We start from the raw sequence: 19,137 nt of genomic DNA, 5'->3' as shown, positions 1-19,137 counted from the left end.
ATTAGCGTTTGTAGATGAATTCGACGCCTTCTTCGTCGTCCTCATCCCAGTCGTCATCCCAGTCTTCGTCATCTTCTGCTTCGGCTTCGGCCTCTTCAAGCTGCTGACGGTGATAGTCGTCCCACATAAACTCGACTTTCTCCGGCTTCTGCTCTTCTTCCGCCTGCACGATCGGGTTTTCGATGATGAAGGTCATCACGTCCCAGCATAGCTCTTTCACGCCCTGCTGGCTGGCCGCGGAGATCAGGTAGAATTTCTCTTCCCAACCCAGCGCTTCGGCAATCGCTTTGGCTTTGGCTTCGGCTTCGGCCTTGTCCATCAGGTCAATCTTGTTGAAAACTAACCAGCGTGGTTTGGAGGCTAGCTTCTCGCTGTATTTCTCCAGCTCGCCGATGATAATGCGCGCATTCTCAACCGGATCGGAGCCGTCGATCGGATCGATATCGATGAGGTGCAGCAGTACGCGGCAGCGCTCGAGGTGCTTGAGGAAGCGGATACCGAGGCCTGCCCCTTCCGCTGCGCCTTCAATCAGCCCCGGGATATCGGCAACTACGAAGCTCTTTTCATTGTCCATACGCACCACGCCCAGGCTTGGCACCAGGGTGGTAAACGGATAGTCAGCCACTTTCGGCTTGGCGGCGGAGACCGCACGGATGAAGGTGGATTTGCCGGCGTTCGGCATGCCCAGCATCCCGACATCGGCCAACAGCATCAGCTCCAGCTGCAGGTCGCGTTTATCACCCGGGGTACCCATGGTTTTCTGACGCGGCGTACGGTTAACGGACGATTTGAAACGGGTGTTGCCCAAACCGTGCCAGCCGCCTTTCGCCACCATCAGACGCTGACCGTGTTTGGTCATATCGCCCATGGTCTCGCCGGTGCCCTGATCGATAACCCGGGTGCCGACCGGCACTTTTACCGTCACGTCTTTACCGCGCTTACCGGTACAGTCGCGGCTTTGACCATTCTGCCCACGTTCGGCGCGGAACGATTTTTCAAAACGGTAGTCGATCAGGGTGTTCAGGTTCTCGTCCGCTTCCAGCCAGACATCGCCGCCATCACCGCCATCGCCGCCGTCCGGACCGCCTTTCGGAATATACTTTTCGCGGCGGAAGCTTACGCAACCATTGCCGCCGTCACCTGCTACGACCAGGATCGTTGCTTCATCTACAAACTTCATTTTACTCTCCGTAAATCATTCGCCTGAGCGGGGCAGCGGTACTACCGCCTCTCGCTTACGCCAACGTCCCCAAAGACGATGACCGATGGCGGAATACATCGCGCCCGCAACCACGACAAACGCACCGAGATAACCAATCAGGTTTAACATCGGTCTGGCGAAAACATCGGGCCAGGCCATTGATAATAAATCAGAAAACAGTAGCGTAAACAGTGGCGTCAAGGTGATTAACGCGCTGACCTGCGCCGCCTGCCAGCGCGCCATGGCTTCCGCCAGCGCCCCGTAGCCGACCAGGGTATTCAGCCCGCAAAAAATCAGGCATGCCAATTGCCAACTGCTTAACCGGGAAATCACTCCGGGCTCAGCAAGCGGCAGTAATGCAATCGTACACAAAGTGTACAGCAAAAATAGTATCTGCTGTGATGCCAGACGGCGCAATAACACCTTTTGCGCGACGCCGTAGCTTACCCACACCGTAGCGGCAGCAACGCCGAAAATTACCCCCCACGTGTAGTCCGTCAGGCGGGTAAAGATTTCAATCAGACTGGTATTGAAGAACATCACCAGCCCGCAGAGCAGCATCAACGCGCCCACCACCTGGGTGCCGCGCATGCGCTCTTTCAGAATTACGACGCTAGCCACCATCATCCCCACCGGCGATAGCTGGCCGATGACCTGAGAAGCCGTGGGGCTGAGGTATTGCAGGGAAGAACTAAACAGGATGAAGTTACCGAACAGACCGCCGGTGGCAATCGCTAATAACACCAGCCAGCGCGGCTTGCGAAAAATTCGCATCGGCGGCAGTTTGCCTTTGATCGCGAGGATCGCGCCAAGCCCAATGCTGGCCATCAGGAAGCGATAAAAGACCACCGTAGGCGGCGCCATCACCTCGAGAACCTGTTTCATTGCAATCGGCAACGCTCCCCAACACATTGCGGTGGTAAGCGCCAGAATAATGCCAATCCCAGCCTGCTGCTTCATGCCTGTTTCCCTGCAAAAATTTTCCGGTAGACGAATGTAAAAAGCCCCGCAACGTGTTGCGGGGCTTTCATCCGTTACCGGGACGCGAAAAACTTATTCAGCAACGATGCTGATGAATTTACGGTTTTTCGGGCCTTTAACTTCGAACTTGACTTTACCGTCAGTCAAAGCGAACAGAGTGTGGTCACGGCCGCAACCAACGTTGGTACCAGCGTGGAATTTAGTACCACGTTGACGAACGATGATGCTACCTGCCAGAACTGCTTCACCGCCGAAACGTTTTACGCCCAGACGTTTAGCTTCTGAATCGCGACCGTTACGAGTCGAGCCGCCAGCCTTTTTATGTGCCATTTAAATCTACTCCTCAGGTCTTAGGCGCTGATGCCAGTGATTTTCACATCAGTGAACCACTGACGATGGCCCTGCTGCTTACGATAGTGTTTACGACGACGAAACTTAACGATTTTAACTTTCTCGCCACGACCGTGAGCAACAACTTCAGCTTTGATTACGCCGCCCTCAACGAAAGGAACGCCGATCTTGATTTCTTCACCGTTTGCGATCATCAGCACTTCAGCGAATTCAACAGCTTCGCCAGTTGCGATGTCCAGCTTTTCCAGGCGAACGGTCTGACCTTCGCTTACTCGGTGTTGTTTACCACCACTTTGGAAAACCGCGTACATATAAAACTCCGCTTCCGCGCACCTCTTTATGTGATTCAGAGTGCGCTATAAATATTCACAATAGGGCGCGAATATTACGCAAAACGCGAGCCTTTGACAAGAGCGATTAGCGATCAATGCAGAAAAAAAACACAACTTTCACGACAACGTTTATCTACGGCAATTTTTCAGTACAATCATATCTTCTTTTAATTCTGTCTTAATCCTTCTGTGATCCCACCTGGATTCATGGTAACAGGACATTTGGCCCGGCTTTTGCGATGAATTTAGAAAAAATCAATGAGTTAACCGCGCAAGATATGGCGGGTGTCAATGCGACGATTCTTGAGCAACTCAACTCCGATGTTCAGCTTATCAATCAGTTAGGCTATTACATCGTCAGCGGCGGCGGCAAACGCATTCGCCCGATGATTGCTGTGCTCGCCGCACGCGCGGTGGGCTATCAGGGGAGCGCGCATGTCACCATTGCCGCGCTGATTGAATTTATTCATACCGCCACCCTGCTGCATGACGACGTCGTCGATGAGTCTGATATGCGTCGCGGCAAAGCCACGGCCAATGCGGCGTTTGGCAATGCCGCCAGCGTGCTGGTCGGCGATTTTATCTATACCCGCGCCTTTCAGATGATGACCCAGCTGGGCTCGCTGAAGATCCTTGAGGTCATGTCGGAAGCGGTGAACGTCATTGCCGAAGGCGAAGTGCTGCAGCTGATGAACGTCAATGACCCGGATATCACCGAAGAGAACTACATGCGCGTTATCTACAGTAAGACGGCGCGCCTGTTTGAAGCTGCCTCGCAGTGTGCGGGACTGCTGGCCGACTGCACTGCGGAAGAAGAGCGCGCGTTGCAGGATTATGGCCGCTATCTCGGCACCGCTTTCCAGCTAATCGACGATTTACTCGATTATAGCTCTGACGGCGAGCGGCTCGGTAAAAACGTCGGTGACGACCTGAACGAAGGTAAACCCACGCTACCGCTGCTGCACGCCATGCACCATGGCACACCCGATCAATCAGCGATGATCCGCGGTGCGATCGAGCAAGGCAACGGCCGCCATCTACTGGATGCTGTGCTGGAAACGATGGCGACCTGCGGTTCGCTGGAATGGACGCAGAAGCGTGCCGAAGACGAAGCTGACAAAGCCATTGCCGCGCTGCAGATCCTCCCGGACACGCCCTGGCGCGAAGCCTTGATTGGGCTGGCGCATATTGCAGTCCAGCGCGATCATTAATCCCCCCTCCTTTCCCGCGCGACGCGCGGGAAAGTTCCAGTAAAATGCCATTTCTCTCCCTAAACTTCCGAATATCTTGATAGATTCTGAATATTCCGGCGCTTTAACAGAACTTGTTAGAACCCTACATAGTACGCGGGTATAGTGTCTCTATCGCCCATGTGGGACGATCTGGACCTTTAACACCAGGAGAATTTATGGATAAGTTCATCGACTGGCATCCCGCAGATATTGTTGCGGGATTACGTAAACGGGGAACATCGCTGGCGGCAGAGTCGCGACGGCACGGACTAAGTTCTTCAACGCTGGCGAACGCCCTGACCCGCCCCTGGCCGAAAGGCGAATTGATTATCGCCACAGCGCTGGAAACGCAGCCGTGGGTCATCTGGCCGTCACGCTACCACGACCCGGTGACTCATGAGTTTATCGACAGAACGCAGATGATGCGTCAGAAGAAGATCGACAAGTGATGTGATTGCTCGACAGCGCCCCGGAACAACGTCCCGGGGCGCTGTCAGGACGCGGTTACTCGCCCTTCACGCGTTGAATATTGGCGCCCAGGGCCTGCAGTTTATCTTCGATACGCTCATAGCCGCGATCGATATGATAGATGCGATCGACGATGGTGGTCCCTTCAGCGATACAGCCGGCCAGCACCAGGCTCGCCGACGCGCGCAAATCGGTCGCCATCACCTGCGCGCCAGAAAGCTGCTTAACGCCGTGACAGATAGCGGTATTGCTCTCGATCTCCGCGTGCGCGCCCATACGGATCAGCTCCGGAATGTGCATGAAGCGGTTTTCAAAGATCGTTTCGGTGATCACGCCGGTCCCTTCCGCTACCAGGTTAAGCAGCGTGAACTGGGCCTGCATATCGGTCGGGAAGCCCGGGTGCGGCGCGGTACGCACGTTGACCGCTTTCGGACGGTTGCCGTGCATATCGAGGCTGATCCAGTCTTCGCCCGTTTCGATGTCAGCCCCGGCGTCGCGCAGCTTCGCCAGTACGGCATCCAGGGTATCCGGCTGCGCGTTACGGCAGAGGATCTTGCCGCCGGAAATCGCCGCGGCCACCAGGAAAGTCCCGGTTTCAATACGGTCAGGCAGCACACGGTAGACGCCGCCGCCCAGGCGCTGCACGCCTTCGATGGTAATGCGATCGCTACCCTGGCCTGTGATTTTTGCGCCCAGCGCGTTCAGGAAGTTGGCGGTATCGACAATCTCCGGCTCGCGAGCGGCGTTTTCAATAATCGTCGTTCCCTCCGCAAGCGTCGCTGCGCTCATGATGGTTACGGTGGCGCCGACGCTCACCTTATCCATCACAATATGCGCGCCTTTCAGGCGACCGCTGACCGAGGCTTTGACATAACCTTCTTCCAGTTTGATCTCGGCGCCTAGCTGCTCCAGACCACTAATATGCAGATCGACCGGACGCGCGCCGATAGCGCAGCCGCCAGGCAGAGAAACTTGACCCTGACCGAAACGCGCCACCAACGGGCCCAGCGCCCAGATAGAGGCGCGCATGGTTTTCACCAGATCGTACGGAGCACAGAATACATCGACCGGGCCGGCGTCAATCCATACCGAACCATTGCGCTCGACCTTCGCGCCCAGCTGGCTCAGCAGCTTCATGGTGGTATCGATGTCTTTCAGCTTAGGTACGTTTTGGATCTCTACCGGCTCTTCGGCAAGCAGCGCGGAAAAGAGGATTGGCAGGGCGGCGTTTTTTGCCCCGGAGATGGTGACTTCACCCTGAAGGCGAGTCGGCCCCTGAACACGGAATTTATCCATTGATTCTGTTCTCTATTAAAAATTCACATACGCTGCAGGGGATCCCCCACAGCTTAGAAGCCATTGAGTTTGCGGTCTCGCGCCCACTCCTGCGGAGTAAAGGCCTTGATCGACAGCGCATGGATGCGGTTGTCGGCAATATATTCCATCAGCGGCGCGTAGATGCTCTGCTGCTTTTTCACCCGACTCATGCCATCGAACATCTCACCCACAGCAATAACCTGAAAGTGGCTGCCATCGCCAGAGACGTGGACTTCCTGGAGGGGGAGTGCGTTCATCAGCACGGTCTGAATTTCATGATTTTCCATGGGCTCAAATTTATCTGATAGTGAAAACAGCCCAACATCTTAGAGGAAAGTGGCGCGGTCTTAAACAAGCAAAAAGCCCCGGCGAAAAGATTGCCAGGGCTTTCGGAATAGCTTCAGTGCTAAGGCACTGAAAAGATTATGAGATCAGATCGGCAGGCAGGTTGTAAAGACCGATCAGCGTTTGCAGGTTTTCGCTCTTGCCGACCAGCTGCGCTTCCCGGCCCTGACGGCGAATCAGCGCCACAAAATGCACTAACAGCGCCAGGCCCGCAGTGTCCACGCGCGTGGTCTGACTGAGATCGATGATCGCCGTTCCCGCCGTCGCCTGGGCGCGCGCCTCCCAGAGCGGGACCAGCAGATCCTGATCCAGCTCCCCGTGCAGCGCCAGCGTCTCGCCCTCGCTAGTCCAGCTCAGCTGCCCGCTCATTATTTTTTCTGTTCCAGGGTGATCGGCTGCGCAGAGATCGCTTTCAGCTGCGCGGTCAGGCCATCAACGCCCTTGGTGCGCAGCAGATCGCTCCACTCATTCTGTTTGGTGGTGATCATGCTCACCCCTTCCGCGATCATATCGTAGGCCTGCCAGTTGCCGGTCTGGGTATTTTTACGCCACTGGAAGTCAAGACGTACCGGCGGACGACCGTTCGGGTCGATGATAGTGACGCGGATCGGAACGATGGTTGCGCTGCCCAGCGGCTGCTCCGGAGCAATCTGGTAAGTCTGCCCATGGTACATCGCCAGCGCCTGACCGTAGGCCTGCTTCAGGTATTCACGGAAGGCGGCAAAATAGGCCTCACGCTGCGCAGGGGTCGCTTCTTTGTAATAGCGGCCCAGCACCAGCGCGCCGGCATATTTCACCTGTACATACGGCAATAACTCCTGGTCGACGATGTCGCGCAGATAGTTAGGATTAGCTTTAATCTTCGGCTGTTCATTCTTCAGGCGATCGAAGGTTTTCTGCGCCGCTTCATTCATCAGCTTATACGGATTGGACTGATCTGCGGCCTGGACGGCGGTCAGCGGGGCAATCACCAGCATGGCGACCATGAGTAAGCGTTTAAACATATCGTATTTCTCCTGAAATTAATGCGTCGTGCCGGCTGCCGGCGTCGCGTCAGTATGACCTTCTGCCTCGGCCTTATCATTGCCAGAATTCTGATTGTCGCCGCCCTTACTGTTATAAAGGAACTGACCAATCAGATCTTCCAGCACCATGGCGGACTTGGTGTCCTGGATAGTGCCGCCGTCTTTAAGGATAGTCGTCCCGAGGTCCGGGTCTTCAAAACCGACGTTCAGCGCCAGGTACTGCTCGCCCAGCAGGCCAGAGGTGCGGATCGCCAACGAACTGGTATCCGGGATATGGTTGTAGCGCTCATCGATATCGAGCTCCACGCGTGGCAGATAGGTTTTCGGATCGAGCGTAATGTCCGCTACCCGCCCCACTACCACGCCGCCGATGCGCACCGGCGAGCGCGCCTTCAGGCCGCCGATGTTATCGAAAGTCGCATAAAGGCGATAAGTCGGCTCGGTGCGTAGCGAGGTGACGTTCGCCGCCTTCAGGCAGACAAACAGCGCCGCCAGCAGCGCCACCAGTAAGAACACCCCTACCCAGATTTCAGTTTTTTTCGTTTGCATGAACTCAATTCCCAAACATCAGCGCAGTCAGCACAAAATCCAGCCCCAGAACCGCCAGCGACGCATGCACCACGGTACGCGTTGTCGCCCGGCTAATCCCGGCGGAAGTGGGGATAGCGTCATAACCATTAAATAACGCAATCCAGGTTACCGTAATAGCGAACACCAGACTCTTAATCAGGCAGTTCACCAGATCCATTCGCCAGTCGACGGCATTTTGCATCGCGGTCCAGAAAAAACCACCGTCAATGCCTTTCCAGCTCACCCCCACCAGCGCACCGCCCCAGATCCCTACCGCGACGAAGATAATCGTCAGCAGCGGCAGCGAAATGACACCGGCCCAGAAGCGTGGGGAAATGACGCGACGCAGCGGATCCACCGCCATCATCTCCATACTGGAGAGCTGTTCCGTGGCCCGCATCAGGCCAATCTCGGCGGTCAGCGCCGACCCGGCGCGGCCGGCAAACAGCAGCGCGGCGACCACCGGCCCCAGCTCACGCAGCAGCGACAGCGCCACCAGCATGCCAAGACTGGTCTCTGCGCTGTAGGTGGTTAACACCAGATACCCCTGCAGCCCGAGCACCATACCGATAAACAAGCCCGATACAATGATAATCAGCATCGACAGGACGCCGACGTTATAGAGTTGACGAACCAGCAGCGGCGCGTGCTTGCGAAACTCTGGTTTGCCGACAACGGCGTTGAAAAGCATTAATCCGGCGCGTCCAAACGTCGCGGTGGTTTTAATACCGCGATGACCTAGCGCGGCCAGCGCATTAAACAGCATGAGTCGCTCAACTCCCTATGCCTAATAAATCATGGTGATAGTCGCCAGCAGGATAACGGAACGGCACCGGACCGTCGGCAATACCATCAATGAACTGACGAACCCGAGGATCGGTATTCTCCCGTAGCGACTGGGCGCTACCGTGGGCGACAATCTTTTTATCCGCCACGATATACGCGTAGTCCGCGATGCTAAGCACCTCGGGCACATCGTGCGAAACCACGATGCAAGTGACACCCAGCGTGCTGTTGAGTTCAGAAATCAGCTTCACCAGCACGCCCATAGTGATGGGATCCTGCCCGACGAACGGTTCGTCGAACATAATCAGATCCGGCTCCAGGGCAATGGCTCTCGCCAGGGCGGCGCGGCGCGCCATCCCACCGGAAAGCTCAGAAGGCATTAACTTCGCCGCACCGCGTAGCCCCACCGCTTCCAGCTTCATCATCACCGTCGTATGCAGCAGCGCAGGCGGCAAATGCGTATGTTCGCGCAGCGGATAGGCAACGTTGTCAAAGACATTGAGATCGGTGAACAGCGCGCCGGACTGGAACAGCATGCTCATCCGCTTACGCACCGTATAAAGACGCGAACGCGTCATCTGCGGCACGTTCTCGCCATCAAACAGGATCTCTCCCCTGTCCGGCGGGATCTGGCCGCCGATCAGGCGTAACAGGGTAGTCTTGCCGATCCCCGAAGGTCCCATGATCGCAGTAATTTTACCGCGCGGCACCGACAGCGAGATGTCGTCGAAGATCACACGATCGCCGCGTGAAAAGCGGATACCGCGCACTTCAACTAAATTCGCCTGAGTTTGGCTCATAAAATCATCCTTACTAAACACCTGACGGGCAAGCATGGCCCTTTCTTGCGCCACAATCACAACATTTTTACAGAATCTTACCTGCACAGGTTAGCGAAAGCTGGCATTTGTTTTACTTTTGGCACACATAAAGTCAAAATTAAGAATTCGTTACGCTGCGTAGGGATAACCCAGCGAGGCGACGATTATACCTGAAGAAAGGACTTTAGATGCTCTTAGCGACGGCTCTGTTAATTATTGGTTTATTGCTGGTTGTCTACAGCGCCGATCGTCTGGTCTATGCCGCCTCCATCCTGTGTCGTATGTTGGGGATCCCGCCGCTGATCATCGGCATGACAGTGGTCAGTATCGGCACCAGCCTGCCTGAGATCATGGTCGCCACCGCGGCCTCGCTGCACGGGCAGACCGATCTGGCGGTCGGCACCGCGCTCGGATCTAATATCACCAATATCTTATTGATCCTCGGTCTCGCCGCCTTACTCAGGCCATTTACCGTGCATTCTGATATTCTGCGCCGCGAATTACCGCTAATGTTGCTGGTCAGCGTGCTGGCGGGACTGGTGCTCTACGATGGACAACTGACCCGTCTCGACGGGCTATTTTTACTGGCGTTAGCGCTTCTGTGGCTGCTGTTCACCATCAAAATCGCTCGCCTGGCGGAGCGCCAGGGAAGCGATAGCCTGACCCGCGAACAGCTGGCGGAGCTGCCACGCGAAGGGTCGCTGCCGGTCGCCCTGCTCTGGTTAGGGGTAGCGATGATCGTCATGCCGATGGCGACCCGCATGGTGGTGGATAACAGTACAGTGCTGGCAAACTATTTCGCCATCAGCGAACTGACCGTCGGCCTGACGGTGGTGGCGATAGGCACCAGCCTGCCGGAGCTGGCCACCGCCATCGCCGGGGCGCGGAAAGGGGAAGATGATATTGCCATCGGCAATATCATCGGCGCCAATATCCTTAATATCGCACTGGTGCTGGGTTTACCGGCGCTGATCGCGCCGGGGAGCTTTGCGACCGAAGCCTTCACTCGCGATTATGGCGTGATGCTGCTGGTCAGCCTGATCTTCGCAGTGCTGTGCTGGCGCCGTCAGCAGCAGCCGGGACGACTGGTTGGCGCGCTGCTGGTCGGCGGCTTTGTGGTTTGGTTGGCGATGCTGTTTTGGACAGCACCGCTCTTCGTTGAATGATTCGGGATAACATCATGTCGCAAATAGATTTGCCCACGGATTTTGACTTTCAACAGGCAGGCCGTCAGGTGCTGGAAATTGAACGTGAAGGTCTGGCCCAGCTCGATCAATACATAAATGAAGACTTTACCCATGCCTGCGAAACGATTTTCCGCTGCGGCGGGAAAGTCGTGGTGATGGGGATGGGCAAATCCGGCCACATCGGCCGCAAAATGGCGGCAACCTTCGCCAGTACCGGCACCTCGGCATTTTTTGTCCACCCCGGCGAAGCGGCGCACGGTGATTTAGGTATGGTCACGCCGCAGGATGTGGTAATTGCGCTGTCGAACTCCGGCGAATCGAATGAAATCCTCGCGCTGATCCCGGTCCTCAAGCGCCAGCAGGTGAAGCTTATCTGTATCACCAGCCGGCCGGAGAGCAGCATGGCGCGCGCGGCGGATATCCATCTGTGCGTGAAAGTGCCGAAGGAGGCCTGCCCGTTAGGACTGGCGCCCACGTCGAGCACCACCGCCGCGCTGGTGATGGGTGATGCCCTCGCCGTCGCCCTGCTGGAAGCCCGCGGCTTTACCGCTGAGGATTTCGCCCTGTCGCATCCGGGCGGCGCACTCGGCCGTAAGCTGTTGCTGCGGGTCAATGATATTATGCATACCGGTGATGAAATCCCGCACGTCGGCCTGCAGGCGACCCTGCGCGATGCGCTGCTGGAAATCACGCGTAAAAATTTAGGCATGACCGCTATCTGCGATGACGATATGAACATCATCGGTATTTTTACCGACGGTGACCTGCGCCGGGTCTTCGATACCGGCGTTGATATGCGCGATGCCAGCATTGCCGACGTCATGACCCGGGGAGGTATCCGCATCCGCCCCGGCACTCTGGCGGTGGATGCGTTAAACCTGATGCAATCCCGTCATATCACCTGCGTGCTGGTTGCCGATGGCGACCATCTGCTGGGTGTGGTACATATGCACGATCTGCTGCGCGCGGGCGTAGTGTAAGTAAGGAAAAAATAATGAATAATGCTGATGCTCAGTTAGCGACCTGCTACGGGCCGGTAAGCCAGGCGTTTGTCGATCGCGCGGCGAAGATCCGTCTACTGATCCTTGATGTCGACGGTGTATTATCCGACGGGCTTATCTATATGGGTAATCACGGCGAGGAGCTGAAAGCGTTTAACGTCCGCGATGGCTATGGTATCCGCTGCGCGCTGACCTCGGGTATTGAAGTGGCGATTATTACCGGGCGAAAAGCTAAACTGGTAGAAGATCGCTGTCAGACGCTGGGCATTACGCATTTGTACCAGGGGCAGTCGGACAAGCTGCTGGCGTTCCGCGATCTGACGGACAAACTGCACGTGCGGCCGGAAGAAGTCGCCTACATCGGCGACGATCTTATTGACTGGCCGGTGATGGCCGAAGTGGGCCTTAGCGTCGCCGTCGCCGATGCGCATCCGCTGCTGCTACCGCGGGCGAATTATGTCACGCGAATTAACGGCGGACGCGGCGCGGTACGCGAAGTCTGCGATTTGTTACTATTGGCGCAGGGCAAGCTGGATGAGGCCAAAGGGCAATCAATATGAGTAAAACCAGACGTTGGGTTATCATTTTACTGTCGCTGCTCGCGCTGATCCTTATCGGCCTGAATCTGGCGAATACGGACGACACGGCCCAGCCGGAGGTCAATCCTAACGACCCTACGTATAAAAGCGAACATACCGACACCGTGGTATACAGTCCGGAAGGCGCCCTGAGCTATCGGCTGATTGCCGAGCACGTGGAATATTTTTCCGATCAGGAGGTCTCCTGGTTTACCAAACCGGTGATGACCACCTTTGATACTAACAAGGTGCCTACCTGGTCGGTCAGAGCAGACAAAGCGAAGCTGACGAATGACCGGATGCTCTATCTTTACGGGCACGTTGAGGTGAATGCGCTCGCTCCAGATTCTCAACTGCGCAAAATTACGACGGATAACGCCCAGATAAATCTGGTAACGCAGGACGTTACCTCCGATGACATGGTGACGTTATACGGCACCACATTTAATTCCAGCGGCCTGAAAATGCGTGGAAACCTTCGCAGCAAAAATGCCGAGCTGATTGAAAAGGTGAGAACCTCTTATGAAATTCAGAACAAACAAACTCAGCCTTAAGATTGCGCTCGCCGGCGCGTTACTGGCCGCCAGCCTGCCGGCCCTCGCCAAGACGGGCGATACCGATCAGCCGATCCATATCGAGTCCGATCAGCAGTCGCTGGACATGCAGGGCAATGTCGTCACCTTCACCGGTAACGTGGTCGTGACCCAGGGGACGATCAAGATTAACGCTGATAAAGTGGTGGTCACCCGTCCGGGCAACGAGAAAGGCAAAGAGGTGATCGAAGGTTTCGGTAACCCGGCTACTTTCTATCAGATGCAGGATAACGGCAAGCCGGTAAAAGGCCGGGCGTCGAAAATGCGCTACGAGCTGCAGAACGATTACGTCGTGCTGACGGGCAACGCTTATCTGGAACAGCTCGACAGCAACATCAAGGGCGACAAGATCACCTATCTGGTGAAAGAGCAAAAAATGCAGGCCTTCAGCGACAAAGGTCGACGCGTCACCACCGTTCTGGTGCCGTCCGAGCTGCAGGACAAAAGCGGCAACCAGCAAAAGAAGAGTAACTAATCCGTTATGGCAACCTTAACTGCGAAGAATCTCGCTAAAGCGTATAAAGGCCGCCGCGTGGTGGAAGATGTCAGTCTCACCGTTAACTCGGGCGAGATTGTCGGCTTGCTCGGCCCGAACGGCGCCGGTAAAACGACCACCTTCTACATGGTGGTCGGGATTGTGCCCCGCGACGCAGGCAATATCATCATCGATGACGAAGACATCAGCCTGCTACCGCTGCACGCGCGCGCGCGACGGGGCATCGGCTACCTGCCGCAGGAAGCGTCGATTTTCCGTCGCCTCAGCGTCTATGACAACCTGATGGCGGTCCTGCAGATCCGTGACGATCTAACCAGCGAACAACGGGAAGATCGCGCTAAAGAGCTGATGGAAGAGTTTCATATTGAGCACCTGCGCGACAGCCTCGGTCAGGCGCTCTCCGGTGGTGAACGCCGCCGCGTCGAAATCGCCCGCGCGCTGGCGGCGAATCCGAAATTTATTCTTCTAGATGAACCCTTTGCCGGCGTGGATCCGATCTCCGTTATCGATATTAAACGCATCATTGAGCACCTGCGCGACAGCGGTCTCGGCGTTCTGATTACCGACCATAACGTCCGTGAGACCCTCGCGGTCTGCGAACGCGCGTATATTGTCAGTCAGGGACACCTTATCGCTCATGGTACACCGCAGCAGATCCTCGAAGATGAGCAGGTTAAGCGCGTGTATCTTGGGGAAGACTTCAGACTCTGATAGGGTAGAGGTTACAGACGTTTTAGCCGGAGATATTTACCCTGAACATGAAGCAAGGTTTGCAATTAAGGCTTAGCCAACAGCTTGCCATGACGCCGCAGCTGCAGCAGGCGATTCGTTTGCTGCAGTTGTCCACGTTAGAACTCCAGCAAGAGCTCCAGCAAGCGCTGGAAAGTAACCCGTTGCTTGAGCAAACCGATCTTCACGACGAGGTAGAGGCAAAAGAGGTGGAGGACCGCGAGTCCCTCGATACCGTCGATGCGCTTGAGCAAAAAGAGATGCCCGACGAACTGCCTCTCGATGCCAGCTGGGATGAAATCTATACCGCTGGCACGCCGTCGGGTAACGGCGTCGACTATCAGGACGACGAGCTTCCAGTCTATCAAGGCGAGACCACCCAGACGCTGCAGGACTATCTGATGTGGCAGGTTGAGCTGACGCCTTTCACCGACACCGACCGCGCTATTGCCACCTCTATCGTCGACGCCGTCGACGATACGGGCTACCTCACGATTCAGATTGAAGATATTGTCGACAGCATCGGCGATGACGAGATCGGCCTGGAGGAGGTGGAAGCGGTCCTCAAGCGAATCCAGCGTTTTGATCCGGTTGGCGTCGCAGCGAAAGATCTGCGCGACTGCCTGCTGATCCAGCTGTCGCAATTTGCTAAAGAGACGCCGTGGCTGGAAGAGGCGCGGCTGATTATCAGCGACCATCTTGATCTGCTGGCCAACCATGATTTCCGCACTCTAATGCGAGTCACCCGCCTGAAAGAAGAGGTGCTTAAAGAGGCGGTCAACCTAATCCAGTCCCTGGATCCTCGCCCTGGCCAGTCCATTCAGACCAGCGAACCGGAATATGTCATCCCGGATGTGCTGGTGCGCAAGGTGAGCGGCCGCTGGACCGTCGAGCTCAACGCCGACAGCATTCCACGGTTGAAAATAAATCAGCAGTATGCGGCAATGGGCAACAGCGCCCGCAATGACGCCGACGGCCAGTTCATTCGCAGCAATCTGCAGGAAGCCCGCTGGCTGATTAAAAGTCTGGAAAGCCGCAACGATACCCTGCTGCGCGTCAGCCGCTGCATCGTAGAGCAGCAGCAGGCTTTTTTCGAACAGGGTGAAGAGTATATGAAGCCGATGGTGCTGGCTGATATCGCCCAGGCCGTCGAGATGCATGAATCGACGATTTCCCGTGTCACCACGCAAAAATATCTGCACAGTCCGCGCGGTATTTTTGAACTGAAGTATTTCTTCTCCAGCCATGTGAATACCGAAGGCGGAGGCGAAGCCTCGTCGACGGCGATTCGCGCGCTGGTGAAGAAGCTCATCGCCGCGGAAAACCCCGCGAAGCCGTTGAGCGACAGTAAGCTCACCTCCATGCTGTCCGAGCAGGGTATTATGGTGGCGCGCCGCACTGTCGCGAAGTACAGAGAGTCTTTATCCATCCCGCCGTCAAACCAGCGTAAACAACTGGTCTGACATAACCGATAAGGAAGACACTATGCAGCTCAACATTACAGGACACAACGTCGAAATTACGCCTGCGATGCGCGAATTCGTTACGGCGAAGTTCAGCAAGCTGGAGCAATTTTTCGACCGGATCAATCAGGTCTATATTGTGTTAAAAGTAGAGAAAGTGACGCAAATTGCGGACGCGAATCTGCATGTCAACGGTGGCGAAATCCATGCCAGTGCGGAAGGGCAGGATATGTATGCGGCTGTCGATGGTCTTATCGACAAGCTGGCAAGACAGTTAACGAAGCACAAAGATAAACTAAAACAACACTAATTGTCCGGGCCCCCTTGCGCCCGCCGCTGGATATCATCGGCGACGGGCGCGGGGGCGCTCAGGTGAAATTATGATGAACAACGATTCGGCTCTACAACTGAGCAACGTCCTGAACCAGGAATGTACCCGTAGCCAGGTGCACTGCCAGAGCAAGAAGCGTGCTCTGGAAATCATCAGCGAACTGGCCGCCAAACAGTTAAGTTTGCCGCCGCAGGTGGTGTTCGAAGCGATCCTCACCCGCGAAAAAATGGGCAGTACCGGGATCGGCAATGGTATCGCCATTCCCCACGGAAAACTGGAAGAGGATACGCTGCGTGCTGTCGGCGTTTTTGTCCAGCTGGAAACCCCCATCGCCTTCGACGCGATCGACAATCAACCTGTCGACCTGCTGTTCGCGCTGCTGGTGCCGGCCGACCAGACAAAAACTCACCTGCATACGCTCTCCCTGGTGGCCAAACGGCTGGCGGACAAAGCGATTTGTCGTCGCCTGCGCACGGCGCAGAGCGATGAAGAGTTGTATGAGATCATCACCGAAGCAGGAAGCAGCGATGACGCATAACGGCAGTCGCACCTTATCCTTTATCGTACTGAGGAGAAACGGTACATGGTACTGATGATCGTCAGCGGCCGCTCGGGCTCGGGGAAATCCGTCGCTCTGCGAGCGCTGGAAGATATGGGCTTTTACTGCGTGGATAACCTGCCGGTCGTGCTGCTGCCCGACCTGGCGCGGTCGCTGGCTGACCGTAATATCTCCGCGGCCGTCAGCATCGACGTGCGTAACATGCCGGAATCCCCGGAGATCTTCGAGCAGGCGATGCAGAATCTGCCGGAATGTTTTTCTCCGCAGCTGCTGTTCCTTGATGCCGACCGCAATACCCTGATCCGCCGGTACAGCGATACCCGTCGCCTGCACCCGCTCTCCAGCAAGAATCTGTCGCTGGAAAGCGCCATCGACGAAGAGAGCGATCTGCTGGAGCCCCTGCGCTCCCGCGCCGATCTGATCGTCGATACGTCGGAAATGTCGGTGCATGAGCTGGCCGAGATGCTGCGTACCCGACTGCTGGGTAAACGCGAGCGTGAACTGACGATGGTCTTCGAATCCTTCGGCTTCAAGCACGGTATTCCGATCGATGCCGATTACGTCTTTGACGTGCGCTTTCTGCCCAACCCGCACTGGGATCCGAAACTGCGTCCAATGACCGGTCTGGATAAACCAGTGGCCGCCTTCCTCGATCGGCACACTGAAGTGCACAACTTTATTTATCAGACCCGAAGCTATCTTGAGCTATGGTTACCGATGCTGGAGACCAACAATCGCAGCTATCTGACGGTGGCCATTGGCTGTACCGGCGGTAAACATCGTTCGGTTTATATTGCTGAACAACTGGCTGACTACTTCCGCTCGCGCGGCAAGAACGTGCAGTCTCGTCATCGGACGCTGGAAAAACGTAAATCATGACCGTAAAGCAGACCGTTGAAATCACCAATAAGCTGGGCATGCACGCCCGCCCGGCGATGAAGCTGTTCGAACTGATGCAGAATTTCGATGCCGAAGTACTGCTGCGCAACGATGAAGGCACGGAGGCGGAAGCCAACAGCGTGATTGCCCTGCTGATGCTGGACTCGGCGAAAGGGCGACAGATAGAGGTGGAGGCCAGCGGTCCGCAGGAAGTTGAAGCCCTCGCCGCGGTGATTGCCCTGTTTAACGCTGGCTTTGACGAAGACTAAACGTGACGCTTCCCGGCGACGGACGACTGGCGATTGTACCAGCCCCGGCGCCGGAGTAACCCGCTAATAGAGCTTATGCTCGCGCATGAACCCTTCCCCGCCCAGCTGTCGCATCTGGCGTAAGATCCAGGCCTGACGACTGCGCACATAGCCTGACGGCGCATCGGCGCGATAGCGGATCGGGTTCGGCAGCACCGCGGCCAGCAGAGCCGCTTCCCCCGGCGTCAGCTGACTGGCGGGTTTATGAAAATAGCGCTGGGCGGCCGCTTCCACACCAAATATCCCATCGCCGAACTCGGCAATATTCAGGTAGACGGTCAGGATCCGCTTTTTACTCCACACGGTTTCGATCCCGACAGTCAGCCCGGCTTCCAGCCCCTTACGCAGCCAGCTGCGGCCATCCCATAAAAACAGGTTTTTCGCCGTCTGCTGCGACAGCGTTGACGCGCCGCGAATCCGGGTATCATGCCGCTCATTGTGCGCCAGCGCTTTCTCAATCGCCGACACGTCGAACCCCCAGTGTTCCGGGAACTTCTGATCTTCGGCGGCAATCACCGCCAGCCCCATCCATGGGGAGATCTTATCCATGGCAACCCAGTCGGAATGCGCCAGATAATGGAAATCACCGGACAGCCAGGCGCTCACCTGCCGCTCAAGCATCACCGCCGAAAACGGCACCGGCAGCACGCTAAACAGCGCGATCCCCCCGCCCCAGAGGACGGCGGCGATCAGCAGCAGACGCAATGCCAGACGTTTCAGCAGCGCAAAGGGCGCAACGCGGAGCCTCATGCGCTCAGCGCCAGCACGCGGGCCACCAGCTTCTCAATTCCGGTGGCGGCTTGCGCAATGTCCTCCGCCAGCATATACGCCGGAGTGGTGACCACTTTGTTGTCTTCATCCACCACGATGTCGTCGACCGGGCAAGGCACGTGCTCTGCCCCCATCTCTTCCACCACATCGGCGGTATCAAGATCGGTCCCAATGGTCATCCGCAGCGGAAACGCAAAGATCTTCGGCAGCATCGCCGGGGCAATGCACATAAAGCCCAGCGGCTTGCCGGCCTGATGCATCGCCAGCGCCAGGGCCCGCAGATCGGGATCCACCTGGCATTCGCTGCCCTCGGCGGCGAAGCTGCTTAGATTTTTCGCCGCGCCGAAGCCGCCAGGGACGATCAGCGCGTCCAGCGTCTCCGCACGCGCCTGCGCCAGCGGCAGGATGTCGCCGCGGGCGATACGCGCTGCTTCCACCAGCACATTGCGCTGCTCTGGCATCGCCTCCCCGGTCAGATGGTTGATGACATCGCGCTGCGGTTTATCGGGCGCAAAGCACACTGCCTGCGCGCCGTTGCGCGCGATCGCCAGCAGGGTAATCACCGCCTCATGGATTTCACTGCCGTCGTACACGCCGCAGCCGCCCAGTACCACACCAATTTTTTTCATCGCTTTCGCTCCTCCATGCAACTCGCTGAAACCAGTCAAAAATGTCGATTAACTCGCTATGCTTCACATATTTTACTGATTCATGTAACAAATTAGTTAAGCTTTGCTATCTTAATGAGCGAGCAATCCACTTCTTCGGTTGCGCCACGTAACAACATCACTCAAACAACACTGGCTCAACCAC

Annotated in this window: 26 protein-coding genes; 13 read left to right on the top strand and 13 right to left on the bottom strand. The window is 56.5% G+C overall.

Annotated elements, in window-relative coordinates; genetic code table 11:
• Position 1: 1 nt before the first annotated feature.
• From cgtA to rplU, 4 genes are all read right to left on the bottom strand, one after another.
• On the bottom strand, positions 2 to 1,180 hold the full coding sequence (gene cgtA, locus KB892_RS01115) for an Obg family GTPase CgtA (RefSeq protein WP_002918377.1): 1,179 nt from the start codon (positions 1,178 to 1,180) through the stop codon (positions 2 to 4).
• A 15-nt stretch (positions 1,181 to 1,195) separates the two neighbouring features.
• The gene (locus tag KB892_RS01110; protein ID WP_004150948.1) at positions 1,196 to 2,161 is read right to left on the bottom strand and encodes a DMT family transporter; all 966 of its coding nucleotides are present in this window, start codon (positions 2,159 to 2,161) and stop codon (positions 1,196 to 1,198) included.
• 93 nt (positions 2,162 to 2,254) lie between these two features.
• On the bottom strand, positions 2,255 to 2,512 hold the full coding sequence (gene rpmA / locus KB892_RS01105; RefSeq protein WP_002434222.1) for a 50S ribosomal protein L27: 258 nt from the start codon (positions 2,510 to 2,512) through the stop codon (positions 2,255 to 2,257).
• A gap of 20 nt (positions 2,513 to 2,532) precedes the next feature.
• Positions 2,533 to 2,844, bottom strand: coding sequence for a 50S ribosomal protein L21 (gene rplU, locus KB892_RS01100; protein ID WP_002918379.1), 312 nt, complete (start codon positions 2,842 to 2,844; stop codon positions 2,533 to 2,535).
• 260 nt (positions 2,845 to 3,104) lie between these two features.
• Between rplU and ispB the strand changes: the two genes are divergently transcribed.
• Both ispB and sfsB read left to right on the top strand, forming a co-directional pair.
• Positions 3,105 to 4,076: an octaprenyl diphosphate synthase gene (gene ispB, locus KB892_RS01095; protein ID WP_002918380.1), complete on the top strand. Its 972-nt coding sequence runs from the start codon at positions 3,105 to 3,107 to the stop codon at positions 4,074 to 4,076.
• Between the two features lie 197 nt (positions 4,077 to 4,273).
• The gene (sfsB, locus tag KB892_RS01090; RefSeq protein WP_002918381.1) at positions 4,274 to 4,546 is read left to right on the top strand and encodes a DNA-binding transcriptional regulator SfsB; all 273 of its coding nucleotides are present in this window, start codon (positions 4,274 to 4,276) and stop codon (positions 4,544 to 4,546) included.
• Positions 4,547 to 4,601: 55 nt separating this feature from the next.
• Here sfsB and murA read toward each other — a convergent pair whose 3' ends face one another.
• The 7 genes from murA to mlaF all read right to left on the bottom strand — a co-directional run bounded on the left by murA (position 4,602) and on the right by mlaF (position 9,408).
• Positions 4,602 to 5,861, bottom strand: a complete 1,260-nt coding sequence (gene murA, locus KB892_RS01085) for a UDP-N-acetylglucosamine 1-carboxyvinyltransferase (RefSeq protein WP_002918382.1) — start codon at positions 5,859 to 5,861, stop codon at positions 4,602 to 4,604.
• A gap of 53 nt (positions 5,862 to 5,914) precedes the next feature.
• Positions 5,915 to 6,169, bottom strand: a complete 255-nt coding sequence (gene ibaG / locus KB892_RS01080; RefSeq protein WP_002918383.1) for a BolA family iron metabolism protein IbaG — start codon at positions 6,167 to 6,169, stop codon at positions 5,915 to 5,917.
• A gap of 136 nt (positions 6,170 to 6,305) precedes the next feature.
• Entirely contained in the window at positions 6,306 to 6,596 is a 291-nt protein-coding gene (gene mlaB / locus KB892_RS01075; protein ID WP_002918384.1) for a lipid asymmetry maintenance protein MlaB, read from the bottom strand.
• Positions 6,596 to 7,231 (bottom strand): phospholipid-binding protein MlaC, encoded by a 636-nt coding sequence (gene mlaC, locus KB892_RS01070; protein ID WP_002918386.1) that lies wholly within the window; start codon positions 7,229 to 7,231, stop codon positions 6,596 to 6,598. The genes mlaB and mlaC overlap by 1 nt, the downstream gene beginning before the upstream one ends.
• A gap of 18 nt (positions 7,232 to 7,249) precedes the next feature.
• Entirely contained in the window at positions 7,250 to 7,801 is a 552-nt protein-coding gene (mlaD, locus tag KB892_RS01065) for an outer membrane lipid asymmetry maintenance protein MlaD (protein ID WP_002918387.1), read from the bottom strand.
• Between the two features lie 4 nt (positions 7,802 to 7,805).
• Positions 7,806 to 8,588 (bottom strand): lipid asymmetry maintenance ABC transporter permease subunit MlaE, encoded by a 783-nt coding sequence (mlaE, locus tag KB892_RS01060; RefSeq protein WP_004150949.1) that lies wholly within the window; start codon positions 8,586 to 8,588, stop codon positions 7,806 to 7,808.
• A gap of 7 nt (positions 8,589 to 8,595) precedes the next feature.
• Complete coding sequence (gene mlaF, locus KB892_RS01055) at positions 8,596 to 9,408, bottom strand: phospholipid ABC transporter ATP-binding protein MlaF (RefSeq protein ID WP_004150950.1); 813 nt, start codon at positions 9,406 to 9,408, stop codon at positions 8,596 to 8,598.
• A gap of 209 nt (positions 9,409 to 9,617) precedes the next feature.
• Between mlaF and KB892_RS01050 the strand changes: the two genes are divergently transcribed.
• The 11 genes from KB892_RS01050 (at position 9,618) to npr (ending at position 17,514) form a co-directional block, all read left to right on the top strand.
• Positions 9,618 to 10,595: a calcium/sodium antiporter gene (locus KB892_RS01050; protein ID WP_002918397.1), complete on the top strand. Its 978-nt coding sequence runs from the start codon at positions 9,618 to 9,620 to the stop codon at positions 10,593 to 10,595.
• Positions 10,592 to 11,596, top strand: a complete 1,005-nt coding sequence (kdsD, locus tag KB892_RS01045; RefSeq protein WP_004144922.1) for an arabinose-5-phosphate isomerase KdsD — start codon at positions 10,592 to 10,594, stop codon at positions 11,594 to 11,596. Before KB892_RS01050 ends, kdsD begins: the two co-directional genes overlap by 4 nt.
• A 14-nt stretch (positions 11,597 to 11,610) precedes the next feature.
• Positions 11,611 to 12,177 carry a 3-deoxy-manno-octulosonate-8-phosphatase KdsC gene (gene kdsC / locus KB892_RS01040; RefSeq protein ID WP_002918405.1) on the top strand — a complete coding sequence of 189 codons (567 nt, stop codon included), beginning with the start codon at positions 11,611 to 11,613 and terminating at the stop codon, positions 12,175 to 12,177.
• Positions 12,174 to 12,749: an LPS export ABC transporter periplasmic protein LptC gene (lptC, locus tag KB892_RS01035; RefSeq protein WP_002918413.1), complete on the top strand. Its 576-nt coding sequence runs from the start codon at positions 12,174 to 12,176 to the stop codon at positions 12,747 to 12,749. The genes kdsC and lptC overlap by 4 nt, the downstream gene beginning before the upstream one ends.
• Entirely contained in the window at positions 12,718 to 13,263 is a 546-nt protein-coding gene (gene lptA, locus KB892_RS01030; RefSeq protein WP_002918415.1) for a lipopolysaccharide ABC transporter substrate-binding protein LptA, read from the top strand. The genes lptC and lptA overlap by 32 nt, the downstream gene beginning before the upstream one ends.
• Before the next feature lie 6 nt (positions 13,264 to 13,269).
• Positions 13,270 to 13,995 (top strand): LPS export ABC transporter ATP-binding protein, encoded by a 726-nt coding sequence (lptB, locus tag KB892_RS01025; protein ID WP_002918417.1) that lies wholly within the window; start codon positions 13,270 to 13,272, stop codon positions 13,993 to 13,995.
• Positions 13,996 to 14,042: 47 nt separating this feature from the next.
• A complete protein-coding gene (rpoN, locus tag KB892_RS01020) occupies positions 14,043 to 15,476 on the top strand; it encodes an RNA polymerase factor sigma-54 (protein WP_002918420.1) in 1,434 nt (477 codons plus the stop codon).
• A 22-nt stretch (positions 15,477 to 15,498) separates the two neighbouring features.
• Positions 15,499 to 15,786, top strand: coding sequence for a ribosome hibernation promoting factor (hpf, locus tag KB892_RS01015; RefSeq protein WP_002918423.1), 288 nt, complete (start codon positions 15,499 to 15,501; stop codon positions 15,784 to 15,786).
• Between the two features lie 70 nt (positions 15,787 to 15,856).
• The gene (gene ptsN, locus KB892_RS01010; protein ID WP_002918425.1) at positions 15,857 to 16,345 is read left to right on the top strand and encodes a PTS IIA-like nitrogen regulatory protein PtsN; all 489 of its coding nucleotides are present in this window, start codon (positions 15,857 to 15,859) and stop codon (positions 16,343 to 16,345) included.
• Between the two features lie 45 nt (positions 16,346 to 16,390).
• Positions 16,391 to 17,245, top strand: coding sequence for an RNase adapter RapZ (gene rapZ / locus KB892_RS01005; RefSeq protein ID WP_002918428.1), 855 nt, complete (start codon positions 16,391 to 16,393; stop codon positions 17,243 to 17,245).
• A complete protein-coding gene (gene npr, locus KB892_RS01000) occupies positions 17,242 to 17,514 on the top strand; it encodes a PTS phosphocarrier protein NPr (RefSeq protein WP_002918431.1) in 273 nt (90 codons plus the stop codon). Before rapZ ends, npr begins: the two co-directional genes overlap by 4 nt.
• Before the next feature lie 63 nt (positions 17,515 to 17,577).
• On the opposite strand, the gene mtgA is transcribed toward npr, so the two are convergent.
• Both mtgA and elbB read right to left on the bottom strand, forming a co-directional pair.
• Complete coding sequence (gene mtgA / locus KB892_RS00995; RefSeq protein WP_002918435.1) at positions 17,578 to 18,303, bottom strand: monofunctional biosynthetic peptidoglycan transglycosylase; 726 nt, start codon at positions 18,301 to 18,303, stop codon at positions 17,578 to 17,580.
• A complete protein-coding gene (gene elbB / locus KB892_RS00990) occupies positions 18,300 to 18,953 on the bottom strand; it encodes an isoprenoid biosynthesis glyoxalase ElbB (RefSeq protein WP_002918442.1) in 654 nt (217 codons plus the stop codon). Before elbB ends, mtgA begins: the two co-directional genes overlap by 4 nt.
• Positions 18,954 to 19,137 lie beyond the last annotated feature (184 nt).

It is taken from the genome of Klebsiella sp. P1927, assembly GCF_018204675.1.
GTDB classification, from domain to species: Bacteria; Pseudomonadota; Gammaproteobacteria; order Enterobacterales; family Enterobacteriaceae; genus Klebsiella; species Klebsiella pneumoniae.
The sequence above is the reverse complement of the archived record's forward strand: the minus strand, read 5'-3'. Positions and strand labels throughout refer to the sequence as shown.

Bases quoted from the DNA above. Each gene is read 5' to 3' on its own strand.
- npr (WP_002918431.1), top strand. From the start codon at position 17,242: ATGACCGTAAAGCAGACCGTTGAAATCACCAATAAGCTGGGCATGCAC.
- rpmA (WP_002434222.1), bottom strand. From the start codon at position 2,512: ATGGCACATAAAAAGGCTGGCGGCTCGACTCGTAACGGTCGCGATTCA.
- rpoN (WP_002918420.1), top strand. From the start codon at position 14,043: ATGAAGCAAGGTTTGCAATTAAGGCTTAGCCAACAGCTTGCCATGACG.
- ptsN (WP_002918425.1), top strand. From the start codon at position 15,857: ATGATGAACAACGATTCGGCTCTACAACTGAGCAACGTCCTGAACCAG.
- kdsD (WP_004144922.1), top strand. From the start codon at position 10,592: ATGATTCGGGATAACATCATGTCGCAAATAGATTTGCCCACGGATTTT.
- hpf (WP_002918423.1), top strand. From the start codon at position 15,499: ATGCAGCTCAACATTACAGGACACAACGTCGAAATTACGCCTGCGATG.
- lptC (WP_002918413.1), top strand. From the start codon at position 12,174: ATGAGTAAAACCAGACGTTGGGTTATCATTTTACTGTCGCTGCTCGCG.
- ibaG (WP_002918383.1), bottom strand. From the start codon at position 6,169: ATGGAAAATCATGAAATTCAGACCGTGCTGATGAACGCACTCCCCCTC.
- rplU (WP_002918379.1), bottom strand. From the start codon at position 2,844: ATGTACGCGGTTTTCCAAAGTGGTGGTAAACAACACCGAGTAAGCGAA.
- sfsB (WP_002918381.1), top strand. From the start codon at position 4,274: ATGGATAAGTTCATCGACTGGCATCCCGCAGATATTGTTGCGGGATTA.
- mtgA (WP_002918435.1), bottom strand. From the start codon at position 18,303: ATGAGGCTCCGCGTTGCGCCCTTTGCGCTGCTGAAACGTCTGGCATTG.
- mlaB (WP_002918384.1), bottom strand. From the start codon at position 6,596: ATGAGCGGGCAGCTGAGCTGGACTAGCGAGGGCGAGACGCTGGCGCTG.
- mlaC (WP_002918386.1), bottom strand. From the start codon at position 7,231: ATGTTTAAACGCTTACTCATGGTCGCCATGCTGGTGATTGCCCCGCTG.
- lptB (WP_002918417.1), top strand. From the start codon at position 13,270: ATGGCAACCTTAACTGCGAAGAATCTCGCTAAAGCGTATAAAGGCCGC.
- rapZ (WP_002918428.1), top strand. From the start codon at position 16,391: ATGGTACTGATGATCGTCAGCGGCCGCTCGGGCTCGGGGAAATCCGTC.
- cgtA (WP_002918377.1), bottom strand. From the start codon at position 1,180: ATGAAGTTTGTAGATGAAGCAACGATCCTGGTCGTAGCAGGTGACGGC.
- mlaF (WP_004150950.1), bottom strand. From the start codon at position 9,408: ATGAGCCAAACTCAGGCGAATTTAGTTGAAGTGCGCGGTATCCGCTTT.
- ispB (WP_002918380.1), top strand. From the start codon at position 3,105: ATGAATTTAGAAAAAATCAATGAGTTAACCGCGCAAGATATGGCGGGT.
- KB892_RS01110 (WP_004150948.1), bottom strand. From the start codon at position 2,161: ATGAAGCAGCAGGCTGGGATTGGCATTATTCTGGCGCTTACCACCGCA.
- kdsC (WP_002918405.1), top strand. From the start codon at position 11,611: ATGAATAATGCTGATGCTCAGTTAGCGACCTGCTACGGGCCGGTAAGC.
- mlaD (WP_002918387.1), bottom strand. From the start codon at position 7,801: ATGCAAACGAAAAAAACTGAAATCTGGGTAGGGGTGTTCTTACTGGTG.
- elbB (WP_002918442.1), bottom strand. From the start codon at position 18,953: ATGAAAAAAATTGGTGTGGTACTGGGCGGCTGCGGCGTGTACGACGGC.
- mlaE (WP_004150949.1), bottom strand. From the start codon at position 8,588: ATGCTGTTTAATGCGCTGGCCGCGCTAGGTCATCGCGGTATTAAAACC.
- lptA (WP_002918415.1), top strand. From the start codon at position 12,718: ATGAAATTCAGAACAAACAAACTCAGCCTTAAGATTGCGCTCGCCGGC.
- KB892_RS01050 (WP_002918397.1), top strand. From the start codon at position 9,618: ATGCTCTTAGCGACGGCTCTGTTAATTATTGGTTTATTGCTGGTTGTC.
- murA (WP_002918382.1), bottom strand. From the start codon at position 5,861: ATGGATAAATTCCGTGTTCAGGGGCCGACTCGCCTTCAGGGTGAAGTC.